Origin of the sequence: Amycolatopsis sp. cmx-4-61 (assembly GCF_046548775.1) — a bacterium.
Classification (GTDB): Bacteria; Actinomycetota; Actinomycetes; order Mycobacteriales; family Pseudonocardiaceae; genus Amycolatopsis.
In genome coordinates this window covers 509,170-532,743 of sequence record NZ_JAEBEI010000001.1, presented here as the reverse complement: position 1 = coordinate 532,743, position 23,574 = coordinate 509,170, and the positions used below count along the sequence as shown (strand labels likewise).

The window sequence follows — 23,574 nt, the reverse complement described above, 5'->3', positions numbered from 1 at the left end:
GACGGGAAGGAACCCCATGACAGAGGCAGCCCCATGACGGCGGCCCCGGTGCTCGGCATCGAGCAGTTCACCCAGGTGCACGACCGCTACTTCCCGGACATCCACCGGTACGTCGCCGGCCGGCTCGGCGCCCAGGCCGCGGAGGACGTCGCCGCGGAGACCTTCCTCGTCGCCTTCGACCGGCGCAAGACGTTCGACCCCACCCGCGGTGAACTGCGGGCGTGGCTGTTCGGCATCGCGACGAACCTCGTGTCGCGGCACCGCCGCAAGGAGGCCCGGCACTACCGCGCGCTCTCGCGGCTCGACCCGCGCGAAGCCGCCGAAGGGCACGAAAGCCGCGTTGTCGACTCGGTCGTGGCCGCGCGGGTGGGGAAGGCGTTGTCGCGGCTGTCCGCCGGGGAACGCGATGTCCTCCTGCTCGTCGCGCTCGGCGACCTCGGGTACGCGGAAGTCGCCGAGGCGCTCGGCATCTCGCCCGGCACCGTCGGCTCCCGGCTCAACCGCGCCCGCAAGAAGCTCAACCCCGTTCTCTCCCCGGAGGTTTCCGATGAATGACCTGCAGACCGTGCGGGCCGCGCTGTCCCACGGCGAAGTGCCCCAGGACGTCGTCGACCGGAGCCGGCACCGGTTGCAGAACCGGCTGCTCGGGGCCCCTCGCCGCCGGGTTCGCCCGCTGGCGCTCGGCGCCGGGTTCGTGGCCGCCGCGGCCGCGGCCGCCGTGGTGGTGGCCACCCTGCCCGGCACCCCCGCTCCCGCGCCGCAGCCGCAGGCGGTGGCCCCGGTCGTGACCGGCACCCAGGTCCTGCTGGCGGCGGCCACGGTGGCCGAGCACGCCCCGGCGGGCACCGGCAAGTACTGGCACGTCAAGACCGCTACGGGCAACCTGGTCTACGAGAACTGGTTCAGCGCCGACGGCCGCATGTGGTTCCGCGGCGAGAAGTCCGGCAACCGGGTCGTGCCGCTGGGCGACTTCCCGTTGCGGCTGGCCGCCACCACCGTGACCTTCGAGCAGCTGCGGGCCCTGCCCGCCGACCCGGCGGCGCTGCGGGACCGGCTCGTCAACACGATCGCGCACAGCGGCGCCCGGACGAGCGCGGGCCCGTTCACCGCGGAGGAGCGGGAGCGGGAGTTGCTGCTGTCGATGGTGTCGCTGGTGTCGACGTTGCCCGCACCACCGGCCGTGCGGGCGGCGGCCTTCCGTTCGATCGCGGCGTACCCCGGCGTCCGCGACCTCGGCCCGGTCCCGGGCGGCCGCGGTTTCCTGCTGCCCGGGGACTACCGCCTGGTCGTCGACCCGGCGACCGCACGCATCAGCCACACCTCGATGTTCGTGACGGCGGACGGCGCCATCTACGGAGCCTCCCGCCCGGAGGGCGCGGAAGTCAGTGCCGAGTGGACGGATTCGCTGCCGAAGTGAACCGCACCGGTGGCCGGGCCCGCCCGGCCACCGGGTTCAGTTCTTGACCGCCTCGGCCAACGCGAGCACGCGCCGCGCGTTGTCGACGTGCAGGTTCTCGATCATCCGGCCGTCCACGGTCACCACGCCACGGCCTTCCTTCCGCGCTTCCTCGAAGGCCTCGATGATCCGCCGCGAGCGGTCGATCTCCGCGTCCGAAGGCGCGAAGATCCGGTTGCACGGCTCGACCTGGGCGGGGTGGATCAGCGTCTTGCCGTCGAAGCCGTACTGACGGCCCTGCTCGCACTCCGCCTCGAAACCCTCGAGGTCCTTCACGTCGTTGTAGACGCCGTCGAGGATCACCTTGCCGGTCGCCCGGGCGGCGAGCAGGCACAGCGACAGCCCGCCGAGCAGCGGCCCGCGACCGGGGACGAACTCCGCGTGCAGCTCCTTGGCCAGGTCGTTCGTGCCCATCACCAGCACGGTCAGCCGCTCGGAGGCCGCCGCGATCTCCTCCGCGTGCAGCATCGCGACCGGCGTTTCGACCATCGCCCAGATCTTCGTGCGGTCCGGGGCCCCGCCGAGTTCCAGTGCCCGTTCGATGTTGTGCACCTCGGCCGCCGAGTTCACCTTCGGCACGACCACCGCGGCCGGCCCGGCCGACGCGGCCGCCCGCAGGTCGGCGTCGTGCCACTCGGTGTCCAGGCCGTTGACCCGGATGGTCACTTCACGGGAACCGTAGTCGCCCGAAGAAGCGGCGGCGCACACCCGCTCGCGGGCGGCTTCCTTGGCGTCGGGGGAGACGGCGTCCTCGAGGTCGAGGATCAGTGCGTCCGCCGGGATCGTCTTGGCCTTCTCCAGCGCACGTTCGTTGGCGCCCGGCATGTAGAGGACGGAACGCCTCGGCTGCAGCTCGGTCATCCGAGGACCTCCTTGGTGGCGGCGTCGTAGGCGGCCGCGAGTTCGGGGTCGTCGGCCGCGAGGGCATCGGCCAGTTCGGCGACCACGCGGCACTGCTTCACCGACGCGTCGTCCTGCATCTTCCCGTCGATCATCACCGCGCCGGTGCCGTCACCCATCTCGGCGATCACCCGGCGCGCCCAGGCCACATCGGACGGCGACGGCGAGAACACCTTCTTCGCGATGTCGATCTGCACCGGGTGCAGGCTCCACGCGCCGACGCAGCCGAGCAGGTAGGCGTTGCGGAACTGGTCCTCGCACCCGACGACGTCCCGGATGTCCCCGAACGGCCCGTAGTACGGCAGGATCCCGTGCATCGCGCACGCGTCGACCATCCGCGCGACCGTGTAGTGCCAGAGGTCCTGCTGGTAGGTCGTCCGGCCATCGGTCAGGTCGTCGCCGGCCGGGTCGGTGCGCACCAGGTAGCCGGGGTGCCCGCCGCCGACGCGGGTCGTCTTCATCCGGCGGCTCGCGGCCAGGTCGGCCGGGCCGAGCGAGATGCCCTGCATGCGCGGGCTCGCGCCGGCGATCTCCTCCACATTGGCCACGCCGCTCGCCGTCTCGAGGATGGCGTGCACGAGCAACGGCTTCGTCAGGCCGGCGCGCGCCTCGAGCTGGGCCAGCAGCCGGTCGACGTAGTGGATGTCCTGCGCGCCCTCGACCTTGGGCACCATGATCACGTCGAGCTTGTCGCCGATCTCGGTGACCAGGGTGACCAGGTCGTCGAGCACCCACGGCGAGTCCAGGCTGTTGACGCGCGTCCACAGCTGCGTCTTCCCGAAGTCGTTCGCCTTGGCGATCGCGACCAGCCCGGCGCGCGCGGCCTCCTTGCGGTCGGCGCGGACGGCGTCCTCGAGGTTCCCGAGGAGGACGTCGACCTTCTTCGCGATGTCCGGCACCTTCGCCGCCATCTTCTCGTTGCCCGGGTCGAAGAAGTGGATCATCCGGGACGGCGTCACCGGGATCTCCCGCACGGGGGCGGGCGCGCCCAGGGCGAGCGGGGCGAAGAAGTCCTTCGGGGAGCGCATCGGTCCTCCACGGCGGCGGCTAAGTGACTGGTGGGTAACTTTAGTCCCGGCGGAGCGTGACCGCTGCGGCGCAAGTCACCGCCGTGTGGGTGACGGCGGACAACCGCAGCTCAGCGGCCCGCGTCCACTGTGGAACCGGCCCCGGTTGCACCGAACGGGCTAGTAGGGGCGGGTTTGGCCGATCGTGCCCCGGGTAATCGTCCGTTGCCGGACCGTAATGCCACTCAACTCGCGATCACTCGGTTGGCCGCACCGTTCGACCGAAGTCCGATGACCGCCCACCGACCGGTCATCGACCGCTGGGCGCCGCCGATCGCAGCCACTCGCACTACCCGGCGACGCCGCGCCGTCGCGCTGTTAGACAAGTGAGGTGCCGGTTTCCCCCGGTCACGACGCAGTGCAGTGCTGAAGGAGGCGGACTCGTGGCGGCTACACCTCAGAACACCGAGCGCTCGACGGTCGCCGGTGGCGCGAAGCGCAGCCGGTCGATGCCGAGCCGCGTGGTGCCGCCGATCGAGCTCCCCGCGAGCGTCGACGAGCTCGCCCGCACCGCGGCCGCCCAGCTGGGCTGGAACGGCGTCGTGCTCCCCGAGACCACCATCCTCGGCCGCAAGGTCTGCGTGGTCGCCAAGCTGCGCACCGAAGTCCACGCCGAACGCATCGCGATGGGTGCCGGCCCGGTGGCCGACCGCGCCACCGTCGACACCTGGACCTGGCCGGAGCTGGCCGGAACCGCCCCCGCCCCGGCCGCCGAGATCGTCGGTGTCCTGGCCGTCGCGCGCCACTGGCGCACCGCGATGGCCTCCGCGGTTCCGTTCGCCCGCTACGGCGAGGCCGCGATGGTCCTTCCCTCGCCGGCCGTCCTCACCGAGGACTACGTCGGCAACTGCCTGCCGCGCGCCCGCGCGTACGGCCTCGCCGTCGTGACCGCCGACCCGAACGCGGTCGTCGACCTCGACCTCGAGGGCCGCACCGAGCGCGTCGTGCTGGCCGAGGACCCGGTCTCCCGCCTGGTGAACGAGCTGGTCTACGACCACCTGCTGCGCACCGCCGAGGCCCCCGCGTCGCTCGACTGACGGTCTCCTTCGATCCCCACTAGGGTCGAAACCATGCGAGTCGTCATTGCAGGTGGACACGGTCAGATCGCGCTGCGGCTCGAGCGGCTGCTCGCCGCGCGCGGTGACGAAGCGGTCGGCATCATCCGGAACCCCGCCCACGCGGCGGACCTCGAAGCCGTCGGCGCCCAGGCCGTCGTCCTCGACCTGGAGAACTCCTCTGTGGACGCCGTCGCCGAGGTGCTGAAGGGCGCGGACGCCGCGGTCTTCTCCGCCGGCGCGGGCCCGGGCAGCGGCACCGCCCGCAAGGACACTGTGGACCGTGGCGCCGCGGCGCTGTTCGCCGAAGCGGCCGAGCGGGCCGGCGTCCGGCGGCACCTCCAGGTGGGCTCGATCGGCGCCGACAACCCGGAGAACCCGGACGTCACCGAGGAGTTCCGGCACTACCTGCGCGCCAAGCGCGCGGCGGAGGACGACCTCAAGGCCCGCGACCTCGACTGGACGATCCTCCGGCCCGGATCGCTGACCGACGACCCCGGCACCGGCCTGGTCCTGCTGGCCGAGCAGACCGGCCGCGGCCCGATCCCGCGCGACGACGTCGCCGCGGTGATCATCGGCCTCCTCGAGACGCCCGCTTCGGTGCACCGCACCCTGACGCTGATCTCGGGTGAGGAAGCCATCGGCGAGGCGATCGCGACGCTGTGATCACCCAGGCATCGAGAGAAATCGCCGTTTTCAGCGGCACCGCGCACCCCGAGCTGGCCGAAGAGATCTGCCAGCACCTCGGCGTGCCGCTGCGGCCGGTCGAGATCCAGCGGTTCGCCAACGACTGCCTCGAGGTGCAGTTGCAGGCGAACTGCCGCGAGCGGGACGTCTTCATCATCCAGCCGCTGGTCAAGCCGGTGCAGGAACACCTCGTCGAGCTGCTGCTGATGCTCGACGCGGCGCGCGGCGCCTCGGCGTCCCGCATCACCGCGGTCATGCCGCACTACTCGTACGCGCGCTCGGACAAGAAGGACGCGCCGCGCATCTCGATCGGCGGCCGCCTGGTCGCGGATCTGCTGGTGACGGCCGGCGCGAGCCGCGTGCTCGCGATGACCCTGCACTCGCCGCAGGTCCACGGCTTCTTCAGCGTCCCGGTGGACCATCTGCACGCGCTGCAGGAGCTGGCCAAGCACTTCCGGCAGTACGACCTCTCGCGCGCCACCGTCGTCTCACCCGACCTGGGCAACGCCAAGGAGGCTTCGCACTTCGCGCGGCTGCTGGGTGTGCAGGTCGCGGCCGGGGCGAAGGAACGCTTCCCGGACGACCGCGTCCAGATCACGTCGGTGATCGGCGAGATCACCGACCGGGACGTCATCGTGCTCGACGACGAGATCGCCAAGGGCAGCACGGTGCTCGAGCTGCTGGACCGGCTGGCCGAGCTGCGACCGCGGTCCATCCGGGTCGCCTGCACGCACGGGCTGTTCGCGGCGAAGGCCATCGAGCGCATCGGTGCGCGGCCGGAGGTGCTGGAGATCGTCTGCACCAACACGGTTCCGGTGCCCGAAGAGGAGCGCACCGAGAAGCTGAAGATCCTGTCGATCGCCCCGGCCATGGCCGAGGCGATCCGGCGGATCCACAACGGCGAATCGGTGTCGGCGCTCTTTTAGGTGACGGGCCCGAGCACCCGGTCCAGGTAGGTGTTGGTGAAGACGCCGCTCGGGTCGGTTTCCTTGCGCACGCGCAGGAAATCGTCGAAGTGCGGGTAGCGCGAGCGGAGGACGCCGGCGTCGAGGTCGTGCATCTTGCCCCAGTGCGGGCGGCCGCCGACGGCGCCGGCGATCTTCTCGAACGCGCTGAAGTACTCGCGGTACGGCATGCCGACGAACTGGTGGATGGCGATGTAGGCGGAGTCGCGGCCCTGCGCGGTCGACAGCCAGATGTCGTCGGCCGCGGCGACCCGCACCTCGACCGGGAACATCACCGGGTTCTTCAGCGTCGGCACCACCGCGCGTAGTTCCGCGAGCACGTCGAGCACTGATTCACGTGGAACAGCGTATTCCGTTTCGGTGAAGCGGACGTTCCGCGCGGTGACGAACACGCGGTGGGAGACGTCGCTGTACTCGCGCGCCGACAGCATGTTGGACGCGAAGCTGTTCAGGGGACGCACGAGCCGCGGCATCAGCCGGCCAGTGCGGCAGAGCCCACCGAACGCGACGTTTTCCATGATCCGGTAGTCGACGAACTCGCGCACCTTGCCCAACGGCTCGGCCGTCTCGCACCGGTTGTTGCGCTTGACCAAGGCGTTCTTGCCGTAGGGGAACCAGTAGAACTCGAAGTGCTCGTTCTCGTCGGCGAAGTCGTGGAAGCCCTCGAGAACCTGCTCCAGCGGCTCCGGGCGTTCCTGCGCGCGCAGGACGAACGACGGTTCGCACTTGAGCGTCACGGTCGTGATCACGCCCAGCGCGCCGAGCCCCACGCGGGCGGCGGCGAAGAGGTCGGGCTTTTCGTCGGCCGAGCAGGTGACGAGCGAGCCGTCCGCGAGGACGAGTTCCAGCGCGGCGATCTGGGTGGCGAGGCCGCCGAGCTTCGCGCCGGTGCCGTGCGTGCCGGTGGAAATCGCGCCGGCGACGGTCTGGGCGTCGATGTCCCCGAGGTTGGTCATGGCCAGCCCGAGCGCGTCGAGGGCGGCGTTGAGCTCCCGGAGGGTCGTCCCCGAGCGGACGGTGACGTGCCCGGTCTCGAGGTCGGCCTGCTCGATGCCGGTCCAGTGCCGCAGGTCGAGTGCGTCGGAGTCGGCGGCGGCGATCGCGGTGAAGGAGTGCCCGCTGCCCCACGGGCGCACGGTCCGGCCCGCGGCCGCGATGCGCTCGACCGTCGCCGCGAGTTCAGCCACGCTGCGCGGCTGGTGAACGTGTTGCGGCGAGGCGGACGCTGTGCCCGCCCAGTTGGTCCACCGGGTCATGCGCGCACCCTTCATCGTCGAGTGCCCGAAACAGTATGTGAACAGTATTCGCGTTTCAAGCCTTCGTGTCGTACTTTAGACCTCGTGACCAGTGCGACGGTGTACGACTTGGCGACCAAGGACCTCGATCCACCCTTGGCCGTGGTCGACTTGGCGGCGTTCGACGCGAACGCCGCCGACCTCAGCCGCCGCGCCGCGGGCAAGCCGATCCGCGTCGTCAGCAAGTCGGTCCGCTGCCGCGCGCTGCTGGAGCGCGTGCTCGCGATGCCCGGTTTCCAGGGCCTGATGTGCTACTCGCTGGCGGAAGCGATCTGGCACGTGGAGCACGGCACGACCGATGACATCGTCGTCGCCTACCCGACGGCCGACCACGAAGCCCTCCGCCGCCTGGCCGCCTCCGAGCCCGCCCGCTCGTCGATCACGATCATGGTCGACTCGGCTGCGCACCTCGACCTGGTGGACGCCGCCCTCGGCCACGGTCACCCGGAGATCCGGGTCTGCCTGGAGCTGGACGCGTCCTGGCGCCCCCTGCCGGGCATCCACGTCGGCACGCGCCGCTCACCGGTGTTCACCCCGAAGCAGGCGTCGACGTTCGCCCGCCGGATCATCGCCCGCCCGGGCTTCCGCCTGGTGGGCGTGATGGCGTACGAAGGCCAGATCGCGGGCCTGGGCGACGCGGCGGGCGGCGGCCTGAACCGGGCCCTGGTCGGCTGGATGCAACGCAGGTCGGCGGCCGAACTGGCCCGCCGTCGCGGCGAAGTGGTCCGGGCGGTTCGCGAGGTGACGGACCTGGAGTTCGTCAACGGAGGCGGAACCGGCAGCCTGGAGTCCACGGGCGCGGACGCGGTGGTGACGGAGATAGCGGCGGGCTCGGGGTTGATCGGTCCCACGCTCTTCGACGGGTATTCCCGCTTCAAGCCCCGCCCGGCGGCGCTGTTCGCCCTCCCGGTGGTCCGCCGCCCGACCCGCAAGATCGCCACGCTCTACTCGGGCGGCTACATCGCCTCGGGCCCGACGGGCCCCTCCCGCCAGCCGACGCCGTACCTGCCGGCGGGCTTGAAGTTCCTGGGTTTCGAGGGAGCGGGCGAAGTCCAGACCCCGGTGACGGGGAAGGCGGCTCGCAGCCTGAAGCTGGGCGACCGGGTCTGGCTGCGTCACGCGAAGGCGGGCGAGCTGGCGGAGCGGTTCACGCACTACCACCTCATCCAGGGCGACCAGGTGGAACGAACGGTCCCGACCTACCGGGGCGAGCACCAGAACTTCGGCTGAGCGGCCGCCAGCCGAACCCGCCCTCCCTGGGGGACCCCCCACTTCCAGTCTATCGGCCCCCACCGACAACCCACCCCGGAACCACCGACTTGTCCACAGCTGTGCATACCTGTGGACAACTTCTGGGGATAACTAGGACCGCTCCCCGAACCGGGCCGCCAGGTACCCCTTCACCACGTACTTCGCCTCGGCGACGATCTTCTCGTCCCCACTCGGCTCGCGCCGGAAAGCCAGCTTCAGCAGCGCGTCCGCCACCTCGTTGGCGATCGTGATCGCGAACCGCAGGTCCTCCACCGGGCGGTCGACCTGGGTCGACACCAGGTCGGTCAGCGAATCCACGATCACCGCGTTGTTGTCGCGGGTCTCGTCCAGCAGCTGGCGGTCGATGATGTCGCCGAAGTGGACCTTCGAAAACCCCGGTACCGTCCGGTGCATCTCCAGGTAGATGTCGAGAATCGAGTCCACGACGTCCCACCAGTGCTCCGGGCCCAGCTGCTTCAGCCGGTCGTTCACCGCGCTCACGAAGCGGTCCAGGTTCCGGGCGGTGAGCGCCTGGACCACCGCCCGCTTGTCCGGGAAGAACTGGTACAGCGAACCCACGGCGACGCCGGCCCGCTTGGCGATCAACGTCGTCGTCAGGGCGTCGTAGCCGAGCTCGTCGATCAGCGCCGCGCTCGCGTCGAGCATCTGCTCGACCCTCTTCGCGCTTCGCTGCTGGACCGGCTGACGGCGTAAGGGGGTGGCTTCTGCCGGCACCTTCGCGGCCTGGATGTCGGACACGGCGCTCCTCCTCGTCTGATCTGGGACTTTATCGTGCCGACGGGCTTCCCCACGGACGAGTGACGACCTAGTATATGAGAACTTTTCATGTTCACCCGTACGGGTGCCCTGACGAAGGGGTCAGCAGCCGGTGCAGAACCCGAACTTCCCGCCCGACTTCCTCTGGGGTGTTTCGACATCGGCGTTCCAGATCGAAGGGGCCACCCGCGAAGGTGGGCGCGGACCGTCCATCTGGGACACATTCACCGCGACCGAAGGCAAGATCGCCCGCGGTGAACAAGCCAACGTAGCCGCCGACCACTACCACCGCTACCCCGAGGACATCGCGCTGATGGCGGAACTCGGCGTCGGGGCGTACCGGATGTCCATCGCCTGGCCGCGCATCCAGCCCGACGGCACGGGCGCCGCCAACCCCGAGGGGCTCGGCTTCTACGACAAGCTGATCGACGCCGTTTGCGAGGCCGGCATCGCCCCCGCCGTCACGCTCTACCACTGGGACACGCCCCAAGCCGTCGAAGACGAGGGCGGCTGGCTCTCCCGGACGACCGCTGAGCGCTTCGCCGAGTACGCCCAAATCCTCGGAGAGCGCTTCGCCGATCGGGTGAAACTGTGGATTCCGCTCAACGAACCCATGGTGATGTCCATCTTCGGGTACGGCATCGGCGAGTACGCGCCCGGCAAGGTGCTCCTGCTCGACGCCATCCCGACCGCCCATCACCAGAACCTCGCGCACGGCCTCGCCGTCCAGGCCCTCCGGGCGGCGGGGGCGACGAACATCGGCACGGCCAACAACCACTCGCCCATCTGGCCCGCGGACGACGACGCGCAGGACGCGGCGGAATACCTCGACGCCCTGCTCAACCGGCTCTACGCCGACCCCATGCTGCTCGGCACCTACCCCGGACAACTCCACGAGCACCTGCCCGCCGGCTTCGCCGACGACCTGCCTGCCATCGCGCAGCCGCTCGACTTCTACGGCATCAACTACTACGAGCCGCAGGGCGTCGCGAAGCCCGGGCCGGGCAACCCGCTGCCCTTCGAGCTGCGCGACATCGAGGGCTACCCGATGACGACGAACGACTCGCCGATCGTCCCGCACGCCCTGCGCGAACTGCTGCTGGACTTCCACCACCGCTACCGCGACCGGCTGCCGCCCATCCAGATCACCGAGAACGGCTGCAGCTTCGCCGACGAAGTCGCCGAAGACGGCGGGGTGCACGACCCCGAACGCATCGACTTCCTGCACAGCCACCTCGTCGCGCTGCGCGAGGCGATGGACGCCGGTGTCGACGTCCGTGGCTACTTCTGCTGGTCCCTGATGGACAATTTCGAGTGGTCCAAGGGCTACGCGCCGCGCTTCGGCCTGGTGCACGTCGACTACGAGACCCTGCGGCGGACGCCGAAGGACTCGTTCCACTGGTACCGGAAGCTGGTGCGGCATGAGTGAGCTTGCGAACGAATCAGGTCGGCGCATGAGTGAAACGACCGAGGCGCTGCCCGAGGCGCTCGCCGAACCCGTCGTACGCGTGCGGCCCGGCTGGATGAGCCTGCTGTTCTTGGCGAACATCGCGCTCTGGCTGGGCGTCTACGCGCCGATCCAGGTGCTGCTGCCGAAGCAGGCCGAGCTGCTCGACCAGGTGAACAAGGAAACCGTGCTCGGGTTGGTGATGGGCTTCGGCGCGGCGGTCGCGCTGGTGGCCAACCCGGCGATCGGGCTGCTGTCCGACCGGACCTGCGGCCGGTTCGGCCGCCGGCACCCGTGGACCGTCGGCGGTGCGCTCGTCGCCGCCGCCGGGTTGGTGGTGCTGGCGTTCGCGCCGACGGTCGCCGTGATGATCGTCGGCTGGTGCCTGGTGCAGGGCGGCCTCAACGGCATGCTCGCCGCGCTCATGGCCGCCCTGCCCGATCGGGTGCCGGTGCAGCAGCTGGCCGTGGTCGGCGGTCTGGTCGGCATCGCGCAGATGCTCGGTACGGTCCTCGGCGCGGTCGTGGTGGTCATCGTGCTCGGTATCGCCGGGCTGCCGGCGGCCTACTCGGTCTGCGCCGGGATCGTGGTGCTCGGTGCCGCGCTCTTCGTCCTCCGGACGCCGGACGCGCGGCTGCCGGTCGAGTTCCGCCCGCCGTGGGCGCTGCGCCGGGTGCTGCGCGACTTCTGGGTGTCGCCCCGGAAGTACCCCGACTTCGCGTGGGCGTGGAGCTGCCACTTCATGATCAACCTCGGCAACGCGTTCGGGACGCTGTACCTGTTGTTCTTCCTCCAGGACGCGGTGCACTACCCGGACCCGGAAGACGGCCTGCTGATCATGATGGGCCTGTACGGCGTCGCGCTGGTGGCCGGTGCCGTGCTCGCGGGGCACTTCTCCGACAAGTCCGGACGGCGCAAGCCGTACGTCCTCGCGGCGTCCGGCGTGATGGCGCTGGCCGCTTTGCTGCTGGTCCTTTGGCAGAGCTGGCCGGTGGCGCTCGCCGCGTCGCCGCTGCTCGGCGTCGGTTTCGGCGCGTACATGGCGGTCGCGCTGGCGATGCTGACGCAGGTGCTGCCGGCGGCGCAGAACCGGGCCAAGGACTTCGGGATCATCAACATCGCGAACTCGCTGCCGCAGGTGGTGGCTCCGCTGCTGACCCCGCTGCTGCTGGCGCACGTCGGCGGCTATCCCGGGTTGTTCGCGGCGTCCGCGGTCGCGACGCTCGCGGCCGCGGTCCTCGTGCTGCGCGTGAAGGCCGTCCGCTAAGCCGAACAGCAGTGAAGGCCGCACCCGGGGAACCGGGTGCGGCCTTCACTGCTTCACGGGGTTGGAACCGCGGGCCGGTGCCGGTCGGGGGAGGGGAGTGCAACGGCACCGGCCCGCGGAATTCGAGGGCCGCTCAACGGCGGGGTGGCAGCGGGACCAGACCCATGATCCAACGCTGGCTTCGATGATCAATCTAGCGGGGGATTACCGCCTGGGCTAGGGCTAACGTGTAATTTTTTCGATTAATCGCGGCGGGGACCGGTGGTGGCCGAGGACTGGTTCGCGCTGCTCGGGGGTGCGGGCGAAACAGTCCTCGGCCGGGGCGAGTGCAGACGCGGATCCGACGGGGCGATCGGCCGGTCGCGGCTCGCCGGTCTGTGGGTCAGGCCGTGACCGCTCGGCGCGGGTTCACCAGCGCGTGGCGCCCGGTGGTCTCGGCCGCGGTGGGCGGCGCGGGGTGCGCCGGGACCGGGCTCTTGCGGCGGCCCTGGAAGCGGCTGTCCGCCGAGGCCTGCTGCGGCGCCAAACCGCCGGCCACCAGGTGTTCGTGGGCGACCTGCCAGACCGAGCACGGCGCCTTGCAGCGGTGCCACCGGGTCGAGCAGGTCGGGCAGTCACCGCGCTCGTCGGGCTCGTGCATCTTCAGCATCGCGCGCCACGCCTCGGTCAACCGGGGCAGTTCGGAACGCGCGACCGAGACGAGCGACTGGGCGTCGGCGCGGTTCGCCAGGTCGGTCAGCATGTCGAGGCGCTCCCAGACCGCGTTGCGGAGGACCTGCCCGAGTACCTGATCCATGTCAGCTCACCGTTACCTTTCCGCCATCTTGGCGGCTTCGTTGAGCGCGGCGCGCAGCTGTCCGAGCTGGCCGGACGTCAGCCGCGCGGTCTCACCGGGAGGCGAGACCAGTACCACCTGGTTGTCTTCCACGAACACCGTCACCGCTCGCTCGCGGCTGATGAGGTCTCCGCACTGCACGCGCCACACGAGCTGACCGCCCTCGTAGTGGCGGACGCTCGCGGTGCGGGGGTCGACCGCGGCGGCGGGGGTGACGGGGCGGACGGCAGGGGCGGGGGAGACCATCGCCGGCCGCACGGCGCGGGTGGCCGTGCCGGCATGTCCCCCTGCGAACGAGTCCACGAACTCCACGCCCTTCTCCGCTCTGTCGAAAGTCTCCGAAGATGCCTTCTGCAACATCGCCTTGTCGCAACGCTGCGGTTTTCGTAGCTCTCCGTGATCGCTACCGGTGTGCGGCCGGTGACGGAGATCTGACAACTACAGTGAGGTGAAACCGGGTGCGATAGAAGGTGGAACCGCGGTCATAGCGGTGACTGGGCTCGGTTCCACGGTAAGCGGTCAACGGACTTCGCCCCGACCGATCAGGGCGTCAGTCCGGCTGTTCACACGGTTCCGCAGGTTTGCCTACGCTGTTTCACAGACGCCCGACCGGACAGTGGAGGGGGCGCGATGGACGCCAGTAACGGTGGCAGTGCCGAAGCCCGGCAGAGCCACGCAGTTCCCGCTGACGCGTGGGAGCAGCCGGAGATGAGAACGGCTCTCGCGTCGCGCGAGATCAGCGCCGTCTACCGGCTCCTGCGCAAGCACGGTGTCTCGCAGCGCCAGATCGCCGCGATGACCGGGCAGTCCCAGTCCGAGGTGTCGGAGATCCTCAAGGGCCGCCAGGTCATGGCCTACGACGTGCTCACGAGGATCGCCGACGGCCTGGGCGTCCCCCGTGGGTACATGGGCCTCGCCTACGACGAGGCCACGGCGATCCGGGTCGTCGGCTCCGCCGACGGCCAGCAGGCTGAGGAGGACGAGTCCGTGAAGCGACGGAGGTTCCTCGCGCACGCCGCCCAGGTCACGATGGGTGCGGCGGTGTTCGGTCCGGAGTCGGGCACGTGGGCCGCCGGGCCGGCCAGGACGCCGGCGCCCGGGCGCATCGGCATGACCGACGTCCGCCAGGTCGAAGCCGCCACGCGCGCGCTCCGGGCGCTGGACTACCAGTACGGCGGCGGGTTCTGCCGCGACGCCGTCGTGGCCCAGCTGTCCTGGGGCCAGCAGATGCTCGAAGCGCACGGCACCGACCTGGTGAAGAACCGGCTGTACGTGGCGCTCGCCGACCTCCACTCGCTCGCCGGCTGGACCTCCTTCGACACGGGCCTGATGGACTCCGCCCGCGGCCACTTCGCGAACGCGCTCGACCTGGCCAAGCAGGGCGAAAACCACCCTCTGGTGGCCAACGTCCTCTACCGCATGGGCCGTGTCTACCTGCACCAGGACGCTCCGAACGACGCGCTGAAGCTGTTCCAGCTGGGCCAGATCGCCGCGCAGGAAAGCGGTTCCGAGCTCGCCGTCTCCGTGCTCTGCGCGAACGAGGCGTGGGCCTACGCGATGATGGGCAACGAAGAGCAGGCGGTGAAGCTGCTCGGCCGGAGCAAGGACGAGTTCGAGCGCGCCAACCTGGCCGAAGCCGAGTCGTGGGTCAAGTTCTTCACCGAGACCGACGTCTACGCCATGGTCGGGACCGTCCACACGGTCCTCGCGCAGAAGAACGCCGAGCACACCAAGTACGCCATTCCCGCACTGACCAGGGCCGTCGAGTCCTACGACGACGAGATGGCCCGCTCCAAGACGTTCATGCTGAGCGCCCTGGCCACCAACCACCTGCTGGACGGCGACCTCGACCACGGCGCCAAGGTCGGCGGCAAGGCCATCGACTGCGCCGAGGGCATCAAGTCCGAGCGGGTCAAGGACCGGATGCGGCCCCTGCAGGAGGAGGCCGAGCGCCGCCGCAACAACGCCGACGCCCGTGACCTCGCCGACCGCCTCCACGCTTTCTACGCCGCATAACGCCGAAGGCGCCGGCGCGGTTTTGGACGGCCGGTTCACCCCCGGGAAGCTGCGAGGCGTGCTGGCCGAAACCTGCGCGCTGCTGAGCCTCGACCCGGCGGGCGCGCGGTTGCTGCGGTTCACCAACAACGCGGTGTACGCGCTGGTCACGGCGCCTTTCGTCGTCCGGATCGTCGGCTCGACGCAGCTGCGGCACCGCGTCGGCACGGTCGTGCGGGTGGCCCGCCACTTCGAACGCCACGGCGTCCCCGCGATCCGGCTGCTCGCCGACGTCGAGCAGCCGCTGGAAGTCGGCGGCCACCTGGTGACCGTGTGGCACCAGGTGCCGAGCATCGGCCGCCCGGCGACGTCCACCGACCTGGCCCGGCTGCTGCGCCAGGTGCACGCCCTGCCGGCGCCGGAGGGCCTTGCCGAGTGGGCGCCGTTCGCCGCGGTGCGGGCCCGGGTCTCCGACGCCGAAGAGCTCGCGGACGCCGACCGGGAGTTCCTGCTCGACCGCTGCGCCGAGCTCGAAGCCGAGCTGGCCGAGCTGGAGTTTCCGCTGCCCAGGGGCCTGGTCCACGGCGATGCGTACCCCGGCAACGTCATCCCGGGCCCGGACGGCCCGGTCCTCTGCGACTTCGACTCTTCGTGCGTCGGCCCTCCGGAATGGGACCTGACGCCGCTGGCGGTCGGCCGCGAGCGGTTCGGCGACCCGCCGGTGCGCTACCGGACGTTCGCCGCGGCGTACGGCTTCGACGTGACGGCCTGGCCGGGTTTCGCCGTCCTGCGTGGCATCCGGGAGCTGAAGCTGACGACCAGCGTGCTGCCGATCCTGCGCAGCCGCCCGCAGGTCCGGCCGGAGCTGCACCGGCGCCTGGACGACCTCCGGAACGGGCGCACCGACACGCGGTGGACGCGTTACCGCTGACCGGCATCTGTCACTTGGTGTGATCGAGACCACAGTCTGCACGTGCATTCGCCGACTGCAAATGACCGTTCGTCGCATCAGAAAGGCCGTCAGCTCTGGGTAGAAAGTTCTGCCCGACCAGTCACCCCCAATGGATCACCAGTCATCCCAATGCGCAATTTGCAGCTACTCGCGGTGACTTTGCGCCGGTTCTACCTGCGACGACGACGTCTCAGGACGCGACGACCGGCGCCCGCGTCAGCACGACGGCGAACCCGAACGCCAGTCCCATGACGGTCAGCTCGAGCGTCGCCCACGCGGCGAGCGCCGTCCGGTCGTGCCGGACGATCCGCGGCAGCAGGCGCCAGCGGACGTTGGCGCCGAGCAGGGCGATGACGCCGGTGCACAGGGTCTTCAGGATGAGCAGCTGCCCGTACGGCGTCGTGAAGATCGCCGTCCAGAAGCCGATGGTGGGGTTGAGCGAGACCTCGACCAGGCCGTTGAACAGCCCGGTCGCCACGGAGATGACCAGGCAGAGCGTCGCGAGCTTCGAGAACCGCGGCAGCGCGTGCGCCAGCAGCGTCCGGTTCGCGATCAGGAGCACGGTCATCGCGCCGAGGCCGCCGGTCCAGGCGACGGCGCTCATGACGTGCAGCTCCATCGAGATCATCGTGTAGTCGTGGTAGTTCCAGTTCGACGCGTGCCCGGTGACCGGCAGCGGCAGCAGCGCGAACAGGCCGAGCCCGACCCGGACCTCGGCGGGCACCTTCTCGCCGAAGCGCAGCGCCAGCGCGCCGATCCCGGCGTGGACGAGCGCGAGCACGGCGACGATGACGAGCGCCTTGCCCGCGCCGACGTCGGCGATGTACCGGCCGATGTCGGACGCCGCGAGCGTCGACGAACCCGGCTTGTACTCCGCGGTCTGCAGGATCAGCGCGACGACGGCGGCCGTGGCCCAGACCAGTGCGGCCGCGACCCCGGCCGGGCGCGCCAGCCGCATCACGGGCTCGGTCAGCTTCGGCCGGTCGTAGCCGACGAGCACGGACAGCAGAGCGAGCCCGATCGTCGTGACCGCGGCGAGGTCGAGCAGGACCCGCACGACCGGGATGCCGGCCGAGACCACCGCGCCGGGCTGCACCACGCCGGGGACCGGGGTGGTGGCGGTGAGCGCGACGCCGATGAGGGCGCCCAGCAGGCCCGCCGTCACAACGCACAGCAGCGTCGAATAGCGGGGTTTCGCGGTGGTCTCGGCCTGGGGCATCTGAACTACTGCTTCTTCTCCGCCGGGTTTTCCTGACTGACCGTGCCGCCCGAGCGCAGGGCCACGGTCAGCCCGATGGCCAGCAGCACGACGGCTCCGGCGATCCAGACCCAGATCGGCACCCCGGTCGACGACGACTGCGGCGCCGCCGAGGAGGAGCTGCCCGGCGACCGCGCGGCGTCGACGGTGGCCGGCGTGCCGGTGCCCGCCGTCGTGAGGGTGAAGGTGAGCTCACCGGTCACCGGGTGGCCGTCCGCGGACAGCACCCGGTAGCCGACGGTGTACTTCCCGGCCGGCCCGAGCGGCCGCAGGGGCGCGCTGATGACGTTGTTCACCACGCCGATCGGTCCCTCGGCCCACTGGCCGCCGCCGGGGCCGCTCACCGCGATCTGGTTGACGTCCGCGCCCTGCACGTACTGGTCGAACGTCAGGCTGATCTTCGCCGGGCCGGCGGCGACGGACGAGCCGTTCGCCGGGTCCGAGGAAACCAGCACGTTGTGCGCCAGCGCCGGGGTGGCCGTGCCGAACACGGCCACCACGGTCAACGCCAGCGCGACGAGCGCCTTACCAATCCGGCCGAAAGCAGGCGGGCACGGTCCGCAGCCGATCCGCGCCAGGCGAGGGTTTCCGCCGTGACTGCCGGTCGGATTGGTAACGATGGGCACACCGCGCATTTAGCTGTTGCCTCCCGACTTGGCCGTGGCCTTGCGGGCCCGGATGGTCGCGCCGGCCCCGACGCCGAGGCCGATGGCCCCGACGAGCAGGCCGGCCCCGCCGAGCCAGCGGGCCGTGCTGTCCGACGTGTTCGATGTCGCGGCCTCAGTGTGCTCGCCGGTGGTCGACGCCGTGTTCGCGGCCATCCCGTGCTCGTCGCCCTCGGACTTCGCGGCCAGCTTCACGGTCGGCGTCGGGTGCTCCGGCTCCTCGCCGTTCGCCGGCGTCGGCTGGTTCCAGTCCACGACCTTGCCGTCGCTGTAGGTCTGGTGGGCCGGGAACTCGACCTGGTCCACATTGGTCGGCAGGGGCCCGAAGCTGACCGAGAACTCCTGGTAGTCGGTGGCCTTGAGCTCGTTGCCCGGCTGCGCGGTCCAGGTCACCGCGGTGACGGCTTCGGTGATCTGCGTGCCGTTGTCCTTGGTGATCGGAGCGGGCAGCTTGGACTTCGTCACCTGGGCGGTCCAGCCGGGAACCGGCTTGGTCCGCACCGAGCCGATGCCGTAGTCCGCCTTGAAGTCGACGGCGACCTTCGTGGTGGTGATCGGGTCCTTCTCCTCGCTCGGCACGCGGAAGACGATCGCCGCGTAGCCGCCCTTCGTGGGCTGCGAGCCGTAGACGTTGGCGGTGACGTGCGCGGACGCGACGCCCGTGCCGAGGAGACCGGCGATGCCGACGGTGGCGGCGAGGAAACCGGCGCGCTTGAAGACGTGCTGGGACATGGGTTCACTCCTGAGAAACTCAAGAAAAGGGGACGGCTCGGTGCGGGGACCGGCCGTTTTCGGGGACGAGCTGGGCTTCAGGAGTGGCCGGGCGGCCCGCGGCGGCCGCGGATCCGGCGCAGGTCGACGCCGACGAGGTGGTCCGGGCCGCCCACGCGGGCCGGGACGAGTGCGGGTGCCGCGGACGGCACCGGGAGCGGGGTCAGCAACCGCGGCAGGATCGCGCGCAGCACGGCCAGCACCGTGAGGAGCATCGTGTCCGCGCGGGCGAGCAGGAGCGCGGTGAGCACGGTCGCGATCGCGTGCGCGGCGGTCATGCCGAAGCCGGTGGGCGCGGGCATCGCGGCCATGTCGTGGTGGTCGGCGAGCGTGGTGAGCAGCAGGTGCATCACCAGCTGGGCGGCCCCCAGCAGGGTGATCGTGGCGATCGGCCCGCGGGCCTTGCGGGCGAACGCGGCCGCCGTCCAGCCGAACAGGCCGGCGAGCAGGGCGGTCATCGCCGGGTCCGGCAGGCCGCCGTCGGCGAGCCGGTGCGCGGTGACGGAGAGCGCTCCGGCGCTGACACCGAGCAACACTCCGCGGGTAGCACCCAGCACGGCGGGACGCCGGGCCGGATCGCTCATGACGAGCAGCCTAAGGGACTTGCCTCGCCGTGAGCGTGTGATCCCGTGAAGTGAGCACACGCCGAGTTCACGTCCCACGGCTCGGCCTGGTTCAGGCGATCTGTTGCCGATCCCGGTGACCTGGGCCACGGTGGGCCGGAGACGGGGGTTTCGCCCGGCGGACTCACGGGTACTGAGCCGTCGGTCAGGGACTAGCCCGTTCGGGTGAAGCCGGCGCGAAGGGCGGGAGAGCGGACACGGATGAACCTCTTCGACTACATCTCCGACCGGGCGGGCAAGCTGTGGCTCGAGGCCTACCTGCACACCAGCATGGTGGTGCAGTGCACCGTCATCGCCGCGGTCCTCGGCGTGCTGATCGGGGTCGCGGTGTACCGCAGCCCGATCGGCTCGGCGGTGGCCACGGCCCTGGCGAGCACGATCCTGACGGTCCCGTCGTTCGCCCTCCTGGGCCTGCTGATCCCCCTCTCGGGGCTCGGTCCGACGACGGCCGTGATCGCGCTGGTGCTCTACGGCCTGCTGCCGATCGTCCGGAACACCATCGTCGGGCTCGACGGCGTCGACCCCGCGGTCACCGACGCCGCGCGCGGTATCGGGATGAGCCGCTTCGGCGTGCTCACCCGGGTCGAGCTGCGGCTGGCGTGGCCGGCGATCCTCACCGGCATGCGGGTGGCCACGCAGATGCTGATGGGCATCGCGGTGATCGCCGCCTACGCGAAGGGCCCGGGCTTCGGCGCCGAGGTCTTCTCCGGGCTCACGAACGCGGGGAGCACGAACTCCCTGAACCAGGCCGTCGCCGGCACGGTCGGGGTGGTCATCCTCGCCCTGCTGCTCGACGGCGTCTACGTCCTGATCAAGCGCTTCACCATCTCGAGGGGTGTCCGTGGCTGAGAACGAGGAAGTCTCCGGCGTCGAAATCGAGCTGGAGCACGTGACCAAGCGGTACCCCGGCACCCGCACCCCCGCGGTCGACGACTTCTCGATGGTCGTCCCGGCCGGCAAGATCGTCGTCTTCGTCGGCCCGTCCGGCTGCGGCAAGACGACCACCATGCGCATGATCAACCGGCTGATCGAGCCGACGTCCGGCCGGATCACCATCGGCGGCGACGACGCGCTGAAGCTGGACGTCGACACGCTCCGGCGGCGCATCGGCTACGCGATCCAGCAGGCGGGGCTCTTCCCGCACTTCACCGTCGCGCAGAACATCGCGGTGGTGCCGGGCCTGCTCGGCTGGGACAAGAAGAAGGTCAACGACCGGGTCGAGGAGATGATGGACCTGGTCGGGCTCGACCCGGCCGACTTCCGCGACCGCTTCCCGCGCCAGCTCTCGGGCGGGCAGCAGCAGCGCGTCGGCGTGGCGCGGGCACTGGCCGCGGACCCGCCGGTGCTGCTGATGGACGAGCCGTTCGGCGCGGTCGACCCGATCACCCGCGGCAACCTGCAGGACGAGCTGCTGCGGCTGCAGACCGAACTGAAGAAGACGATCGTCTTCGTGACGCACGACTTCGACGAAGCCGTGAAGCTCGGCGACAAGATCGCCGTGCTCGGCAACCAGTCGACGATCCTGCAGTACGACACGCCGGAAGCGATCCTGGCGAACCCGGCGGACGACACGGTCGCGGGGTTCGTGGGCGCGGGCGCGTCGCTGAAGCAGCTGACGCTGCTGCGCGTCCGCGACGTCGAGCTCCAGCAGGACGCGCTCACGGTGACCGCCGACGAGTCGCCCGCTTCGGTGCGCGAGAAGCTCCAGTCGTCGCGCAAGCACTTCGCGCTCGTGCTGGACGCGCGCCGCCGTCCGACGCGGTGGGTGCACGTCCGCGAGCTCACGTCGGCGTCTTCGCTGGCCAACCTGGGCAAGCCGCTGCGGGACGTCGTCAGCCTCCAGTCGACGCTGCAGGACGCGCTCGAGGCGATGCTCGCCGAGGGTGGCTCGGTGCCGGTCACCGGCGCGCGCGGCGAGTACGCGGGCACCATCCAGCTGGACACGGTGATCGCGACCATCCAGCAGCTGCGCGAGGAGCACACGAACGACGAAGAGGTGCCGGCATGACGGCCGCCGTCGACACCGGCTTCAGCACCGAGTCCGGCTCGCGGCGCGCGGAACGCGTCCGGCTGCTCGCCCAGCCGGTCGCGGTGCTGGTGATCGTCGCGGTGACGCTGGTCTCGGTGTTCTCCAGCGACCTGACCGCGACGGAAAGGGCGACGCTCAACGCGTCTTCGCTGCTCACGGCGTTGGGGGACCACGTGCTGATGACGCTCGTGGTGACCGCCATCGTCGTGCTGGTCGCGGTGCCGCTCGGCATCCTGGTGACCCGGCCCTGGGCACGGTTCCTGGCCCCGGTCTTCCTGGCCATCGCGAACATCGGCCAGGCGGCGCCCGCACTGGGCGTGCTGGTGCTGTGGTTCATCGTCACCGGCGCGACCGGCGGGATCTGGGTGGCCGCGCTGCCGCTGGCGTTCTACTCGCTGCTGCCGGTGCTGCGGAACACGATGGTCGGCATCCAGCAGGTCGACCCGGCCCTGATCGACGCGGGCCGCGGCATCGGGATGTCGGCGGGCGCGGTGCTCTGGCGCGTCGAGCTCCCGCTGGCCGTCCCGCTGATCCTGGCCGGCCTGCGCACGTCGCTGGTGCTGGCGGTCGGCACGGCGACGTTCGGCATGTTCGTCAACGCGGGCGGGTTCGGGCTCCTCATCGACACCGGCTACAAGCTGAACCTGACCCCGGTCCTGGTGACGGGCTCGGTGCTGGCCGTGGCGCTGGCGCTGCTGGTGGACTGGCTGGGCGCGGTCGCCGAACAGTACTTCGGACCGAAGGGGCTGCGATGAAACTCCGTCGTTTGGCGGTCGTGGCGCTGCTGGGCGCGACGCTGTCGTCCTGCGGGCTGACGGTCAACCAGGCGGTCCCGTACGACATCAAGCCGGGCTCGATCCAGCCGATCCCGGCCCTGCAGGGCGTGAAGGTGACGGTGGGGTCGAAGGACTTCACCGAGAACATCATCCTGGCGTACATGGCCGAGATGGCCCTGACGGCGGCGGGCGCGGACGTCGTCGACCTGTCCGACATCAAGGGGTCGAACTCCTCCCGGCAGGCCCTGCTGTCGGGCCAGACGGACGTGACGTGGGAGTACACGGGCACGGGCTGGATCAACTACCAGGGCAACGAGCTCCCGGTCCCGGGCGGCGAGCAGGCCCAGTACGAGGCGACGGCCAAGGCGGACGCGGAGAAGTTCGGCGTCACGTGGCTCAAGTATTCGCCGCTGAACGACCAGTACGCCTTCGCGGTGACGGAGGCGTACGGCGCTCAGAACAATTTGAAGACGACGTCCGACCTGGCGGCGTTCATCAAGCAGAAGCCTGACCAGGCGGTGTTCTGCCTGGAGACGGAATTCACCAGCCGCCAGGACGGCTTCCCGGCGGCGGTCAAGGCGTACGGCTTCCAGAAACCGACGGTGAAGAACTTCGGCATCGGCACGATCTATTCGGCGGTGGCGAGCGGAACCTGCCCGGTGGGTGAGGTCTTCACGACGGACGGCCGCATTTCGGGCCTGAACCTGCGGGTGCTGGAGGACGACAAGAAGGCGTTCCCCCAGTACAACGCGGTGGCGACGTTGCGAACGGAGTGGCTGAACCAGCACCCGGAGGTCCGCGGCCCCCTGGAGGAGGTGAGCGCGGCGATCGACAACGAGCAGATGGTCGAACTGTGCAAGCAGGTCGACGTCGACGGCCAGGACGCGGGGAAGGTCGCCCACGACTGGATGGTCAAGAAGGGTTTCGTGAAGTAGCCGGCGCGGTCCCCGGTGCAACGGCGCCGGGGACCGCTGCCCGGTCAGATTCCGAGCCGGTGCAGCAGCTGGCCCTCCAGCCGCTCCAATTCCCCGGCCACCGCCCGGTGCACCGACTTCCGCCGCGCCGTCGGCATCCGCTCCGCGGCCCGGACCGAAGCCGACAGCTGCTCCAGCGTCCCCAATGCCCCCTTCGCGAACTCGCGGTCCGCGTCGGACGCCTTCTCCGACTTCTGCAGGTCCCGGCAGCCCTCGGCAATCCCCGCGATCCGGGCGTGCAGGGCCGCGCCGCGGCCCGTGTACTCGCCCAGCCGGTCGACCGAGACGCCCAGCTTGCGGGCCTGATAGCGGTCGTACGCCTCCCGGGCCGCGCCCGCCGCGCGGACCGCCAGCGGGGCCACCACCGGGATCACCGCCGGGCCGAGCACCTTGGCCACCGCGACCGCGTTCTTCGCCCTCTTAGGGGTGAACCTGGCTTCACCCTCGACCTTGGCCTTGCGCGCCATGGCACCTCCTGCGACGTGTCGAGGTCGAACTTACTGGTCGCCTGGGTGGCGGGCATGTCGGC

25 protein-coding genes are annotated in these 23,574 nt (G+C 70.6%); 14 read left to right on the top strand and 11 right to left on the bottom strand.

The window, feature by feature from the left end; all coding sequences use genetic code 11:
• Positions 1-33 precede the first annotated feature (33 nt).
• Positions 34-555 carry an RNA polymerase sigma factor gene (locus ACLJOU_RS02650; protein WP_410562692.1) on the top strand — a complete coding sequence of 174 codons (522 nt, stop codon included), beginning with the start codon at positions 34-36 and terminating at the stop codon, positions 553-555.
• A complete protein-coding gene (locus ACLJOU_RS02645; RefSeq protein ID WP_410562690.1) occupies positions 548-1,417 on the top strand; it encodes a CU044_5270 family protein in 870 nt (289 codons plus the stop codon). Before ACLJOU_RS02650 ends, ACLJOU_RS02645 begins: the two co-directional genes overlap by 8 nt.
• 36 nt (positions 1,418-1,453) lie before the next feature.
• Here the strand turns inward: ACLJOU_RS02645 and ACLJOU_RS02640 are convergent, their stop codons facing one another.
• Together ACLJOU_RS02640 and ACLJOU_RS02635 are read right to left on the bottom strand one after the other, a co-directional pair.
• The gene (locus ACLJOU_RS02640; RefSeq protein WP_410562688.1) at positions 1,454-2,317 is read right to left on the bottom strand and encodes an HpcH/HpaI aldolase/citrate lyase family protein; all 864 of its coding nucleotides are present in this window, start codon (positions 2,315-2,317) and stop codon (positions 1,454-1,456) included.
• Positions 2,314-3,384 carry an HpcH/HpaI aldolase/citrate lyase family protein gene (locus ACLJOU_RS02635; protein ID WP_410562685.1) on the bottom strand — a complete coding sequence of 357 codons (1,071 nt, stop codon included), beginning with the start codon at positions 3,382-3,384 and terminating at the stop codon, positions 2,314-2,316. The genes ACLJOU_RS02640 and ACLJOU_RS02635 overlap by 4 nt, the downstream gene beginning before the upstream one ends.
• A 422-nt stretch (positions 3,385-3,806) precedes the next feature.
• Here ACLJOU_RS02635 and ACLJOU_RS02630 point away from each other — a divergent pair, with 422 nt between their 5' ends.
• The 3 genes from ACLJOU_RS02630 to ACLJOU_RS02620 are packed head-to-tail and all read left to right on the top strand — an operon-like array spanning position 3,807 to position 6,091.
• Positions 3,807-4,460: a hypothetical protein gene (locus tag ACLJOU_RS02630; protein WP_410562684.1), complete on the top strand. Its 654-nt coding sequence runs from the start codon at positions 3,807-3,809 to the stop codon at positions 4,458-4,460.
• Positions 4,461-4,493: 33 nt separating this feature from the next.
• Complete coding sequence (locus tag ACLJOU_RS02625) at positions 4,494-5,144, top strand: SDR family oxidoreductase (RefSeq protein WP_410562682.1); 651 nt, start codon at positions 4,494-4,496, stop codon at positions 5,142-5,144.
• Positions 5,141-6,091, top strand: a complete 951-nt coding sequence (locus ACLJOU_RS02620; protein ID WP_410562679.1) for a ribose-phosphate diphosphokinase — start codon at positions 5,141-5,143, stop codon at positions 6,089-6,091. Before ACLJOU_RS02625 ends, ACLJOU_RS02620 begins: the two co-directional genes overlap by 4 nt.
• Here ACLJOU_RS02620 and ACLJOU_RS02615 read toward each other — a convergent pair.
• A complete protein-coding gene (locus tag ACLJOU_RS02615; RefSeq protein WP_410562676.1) occupies positions 6,088-7,386 on the bottom strand; it encodes a D-arabinono-1,4-lactone oxidase in 1,299 nt (432 codons plus the stop codon). The genes ACLJOU_RS02620 and ACLJOU_RS02615 overlap by 4 nt on opposite strands.
• Before the next feature lie 84 nt (positions 7,387-7,470).
• Here ACLJOU_RS02615 and ACLJOU_RS02610 point away from each other — a divergent pair, with 84 nt between their 5' ends.
• Positions 7,471-8,655, top strand: a complete 1,185-nt coding sequence (locus ACLJOU_RS02610; protein ID WP_410562673.1) for an amino acid deaminase/aldolase — start codon at positions 7,471-7,473, stop codon at positions 8,653-8,655.
• Positions 8,656-8,787: 132 nt separating this feature from the next.
• Here ACLJOU_RS02610 and ACLJOU_RS02605 read toward each other — a convergent pair whose 3' ends face one another.
• Positions 8,788-9,435 (bottom strand): TetR/AcrR family transcriptional regulator, encoded by a 648-nt coding sequence (locus ACLJOU_RS02605; RefSeq protein WP_410562671.1) that lies wholly within the window; start codon positions 9,433-9,435, stop codon positions 8,788-8,790.
• Between the two features lie 130 nt (positions 9,436-9,565).
• On the opposite strand from ACLJOU_RS02605, the gene ACLJOU_RS02600 reads away from it, so the two are divergent.
• Complete coding sequence (locus tag ACLJOU_RS02600) at positions 9,566-10,882, top strand: GH1 family beta-glucosidase (RefSeq protein WP_410562669.1); 1,317 nt, start codon at positions 9,566-9,568, stop codon at positions 10,880-10,882.
• A gap of 25 nt (positions 10,883-10,907) precedes the next feature.
• Positions 10,908-12,167 carry an MFS transporter gene (locus ACLJOU_RS02595; RefSeq protein ID WP_410562667.1) on the top strand — a complete coding sequence of 420 codons (1,260 nt, stop codon included), beginning with the start codon at positions 10,908-10,910 and terminating at the stop codon, positions 12,165-12,167.
• 382 nt (positions 12,168-12,549) lie between these two features.
• Here the strand turns inward: ACLJOU_RS02595 and ACLJOU_RS02590 are convergent, their stop codons facing one another.
• Both ACLJOU_RS02590 and ACLJOU_RS02585 read right to left on the bottom strand, forming a co-directional pair.
• Positions 12,550-12,963, bottom strand: a complete 414-nt coding sequence (locus ACLJOU_RS02590) for a hypothetical protein (protein WP_410562663.1) — start codon at positions 12,961-12,963, stop codon at positions 12,550-12,552.
• Positions 12,964-12,975: 12 nt separating this feature from the next.
• On the bottom strand, positions 12,976-13,314 hold the full coding sequence (locus ACLJOU_RS02585; RefSeq protein WP_091305133.1) for a hypothetical protein: 339 nt from the start codon (positions 13,312-13,314) through the stop codon (positions 12,976-12,978).
• 318 nt (positions 13,315-13,632) lie between these two features.
• Between ACLJOU_RS02585 and ACLJOU_RS02580 the strand changes: the two genes are divergently transcribed.
• Both ACLJOU_RS02580 and ACLJOU_RS02575 read left to right on the top strand, forming a co-directional pair.
• The gene (locus tag ACLJOU_RS02580; protein WP_410562661.1) at positions 13,633-15,018 is read left to right on the top strand and encodes a tetratricopeptide repeat protein; all 1,386 of its coding nucleotides are present in this window, start codon (positions 13,633-13,635) and stop codon (positions 15,016-15,018) included.
• Positions 15,019-15,040: 22 nt separating this feature from the next.
• Positions 15,041-15,928, top strand: coding sequence for a phosphotransferase enzyme family protein (locus ACLJOU_RS02575; protein ID WP_410564681.1), 888 nt, complete (start codon positions 15,041-15,043; stop codon positions 15,926-15,928).
• 211 nt (positions 15,929-16,139) lie between these two features.
• Here the strand turns inward: ACLJOU_RS02575 and ACLJOU_RS02570 are convergent, their stop codons facing one another.
• From ACLJOU_RS02570 to ACLJOU_RS02555, 4 genes are all read right to left on the bottom strand, one after another.
• Positions 16,140-17,168: a copper resistance D family protein gene (locus ACLJOU_RS02570; RefSeq protein WP_410562660.1), complete on the bottom strand. Its 1,029-nt coding sequence runs from the start codon at positions 17,166-17,168 to the stop codon at positions 16,140-16,142.
• Between the two features lie 5 nt (positions 17,169-17,173).
• On the bottom strand, positions 17,174-17,740 hold the full coding sequence (locus ACLJOU_RS02565; RefSeq protein ID WP_410564679.1) for a copper resistance protein CopC: 567 nt from the start codon (positions 17,738-17,740) through the stop codon (positions 17,174-17,176).
• A gap of 102 nt (positions 17,741-17,842) precedes the next feature.
• The gene (locus tag ACLJOU_RS02560; RefSeq protein ID WP_410562658.1) at positions 17,843-18,604 is read right to left on the bottom strand and encodes a YcnI family protein; all 762 of its coding nucleotides are present in this window, start codon (positions 18,602-18,604) and stop codon (positions 17,843-17,845) included.
• Between the two features lie 77 nt (positions 18,605-18,681).
• On the bottom strand, positions 18,682-19,176 hold the full coding sequence (locus ACLJOU_RS02555) for a hypothetical protein (RefSeq protein WP_410564677.1): 495 nt from the start codon (positions 19,174-19,176) through the stop codon (positions 18,682-18,684).
• Between the two features lie 291 nt (positions 19,177-19,467).
• Between ACLJOU_RS02555 and ACLJOU_RS02550 the strand changes: the two genes are divergently transcribed.
• The 4 genes from ACLJOU_RS02550 to ACLJOU_RS02535 are packed head-to-tail and all read left to right on the top strand — an operon-like array spanning position 19,468 to position 23,006.
• Positions 19,468-20,115: an ABC transporter permease gene (locus ACLJOU_RS02550; RefSeq protein ID WP_410562656.1), complete on the top strand. Its 648-nt coding sequence runs from the start codon at positions 19,468-19,470 to the stop codon at positions 20,113-20,115.
• A complete protein-coding gene (locus ACLJOU_RS02545) occupies positions 20,108-21,274 on the top strand; it encodes an ATP-binding cassette domain-containing protein (protein ID WP_410562654.1) in 1,167 nt (388 codons plus the stop codon). Before ACLJOU_RS02550 ends, ACLJOU_RS02545 begins: the two co-directional genes overlap by 8 nt.
• Positions 21,271-22,050 carry an ABC transporter permease gene (locus tag ACLJOU_RS02540; RefSeq protein ID WP_410562651.1) on the top strand — a complete coding sequence of 260 codons (780 nt, stop codon included), beginning with the start codon at positions 21,271-21,273 and terminating at the stop codon, positions 22,048-22,050. The genes ACLJOU_RS02545 and ACLJOU_RS02540 overlap by 4 nt, the downstream gene beginning before the upstream one ends.
• Positions 22,047-23,006, top strand: a complete 960-nt coding sequence (locus tag ACLJOU_RS02535) for a glycine betaine ABC transporter substrate-binding protein (RefSeq protein ID WP_410562649.1) — start codon at positions 22,047-22,049, stop codon at positions 23,004-23,006. The genes ACLJOU_RS02540 and ACLJOU_RS02535 overlap by 4 nt, the downstream gene beginning before the upstream one ends.
• A 44-nt stretch (positions 23,007-23,050) precedes the next feature.
• Here the strand turns inward: ACLJOU_RS02535 and ACLJOU_RS02530 are convergent, their stop codons facing one another.
• Positions 23,051-23,512, bottom strand: a complete 462-nt coding sequence (locus ACLJOU_RS02530; protein WP_410562646.1) for a DUF6474 family protein — start codon at positions 23,510-23,512, stop codon at positions 23,051-23,053.
• Positions 23,513-23,574: the final 62 nt, after the last annotated feature.

Bases quoted from the DNA above. Each gene is read 5' to 3' on its own strand.
- ACLJOU_RS02650 (WP_410562692.1), top strand. From the start codon at position 34: ATGACGGCGGCCCCGGTGCTCGGCATCGAGCAGTTCACCCAGGTGCAC.
- ACLJOU_RS02645 (WP_410562690.1), top strand. From the start codon at position 548: ATGAATGACCTGCAGACCGTGCGGGCCGCGCTGTCCCACGGCGAAGTG.
- ACLJOU_RS02640 (WP_410562688.1), bottom strand. From the start codon at position 2,317: ATGACCGAGCTGCAGCCGAGGCGTTCCGTCCTCTACATGCCGGGCGCC.
- ACLJOU_RS02635 (WP_410562685.1), bottom strand. From the start codon at position 3,384: ATGCGCTCCCCGAAGGACTTCTTCGCCCCGCTCGCCCTGGGCGCGCCC.
- ACLJOU_RS02625 (WP_410562682.1), top strand. From the start codon at position 4,494: ATGCGAGTCGTCATTGCAGGTGGACACGGTCAGATCGCGCTGCGGCTC.
- ACLJOU_RS02615 (WP_410562676.1), bottom strand. From the start codon at position 7,386: ATGACCCGGTGGACCAACTGGGCGGGCACAGCGTCCGCCTCGCCGCAA.
- ACLJOU_RS02595 (WP_410562667.1), top strand. From the start codon at position 10,908: ATGAGTGAAACGACCGAGGCGCTGCCCGAGGCGCTCGCCGAACCCGTC.
- ACLJOU_RS02590 (WP_410562663.1), bottom strand. From the start codon at position 12,963: ATGGATCAGGTACTCGGGCAGGTCCTCCGCAACGCGGTCTGGGAGCGC.
- ACLJOU_RS02580 (WP_410562661.1), top strand. From the start codon at position 13,633: ATGGACGCCAGTAACGGTGGCAGTGCCGAAGCCCGGCAGAGCCACGCA.
- ACLJOU_RS02570 (WP_410562660.1), bottom strand. From the start codon at position 17,168: ATGCCCCAGGCCGAGACCACCGCGAAACCCCGCTATTCGACGCTGCTG.
- ACLJOU_RS02560 (WP_410562658.1), bottom strand. From the start codon at position 18,604: ATGTCCCAGCACGTCTTCAAGCGCGCCGGTTTCCTCGCCGCCACCGTC.
- ACLJOU_RS02550 (WP_410562656.1), top strand. From the start codon at position 19,468: ATGAACCTCTTCGACTACATCTCCGACCGGGCGGGCAAGCTGTGGCTC.
- ACLJOU_RS02540 (WP_410562651.1), top strand. From the start codon at position 21,271: ATGACGGCCGCCGTCGACACCGGCTTCAGCACCGAGTCCGGCTCGCGG.
- ACLJOU_RS02535 (WP_410562649.1), top strand. From the start codon at position 22,047: ATGAAACTCCGTCGTTTGGCGGTCGTGGCGCTGCTGGGCGCGACGCTG.
- ACLJOU_RS02530 (WP_410562646.1), bottom strand. From the start codon at position 23,512: ATGGCGCGCAAGGCCAAGGTCGAGGGTGAAGCCAGGTTCACCCCTAAG.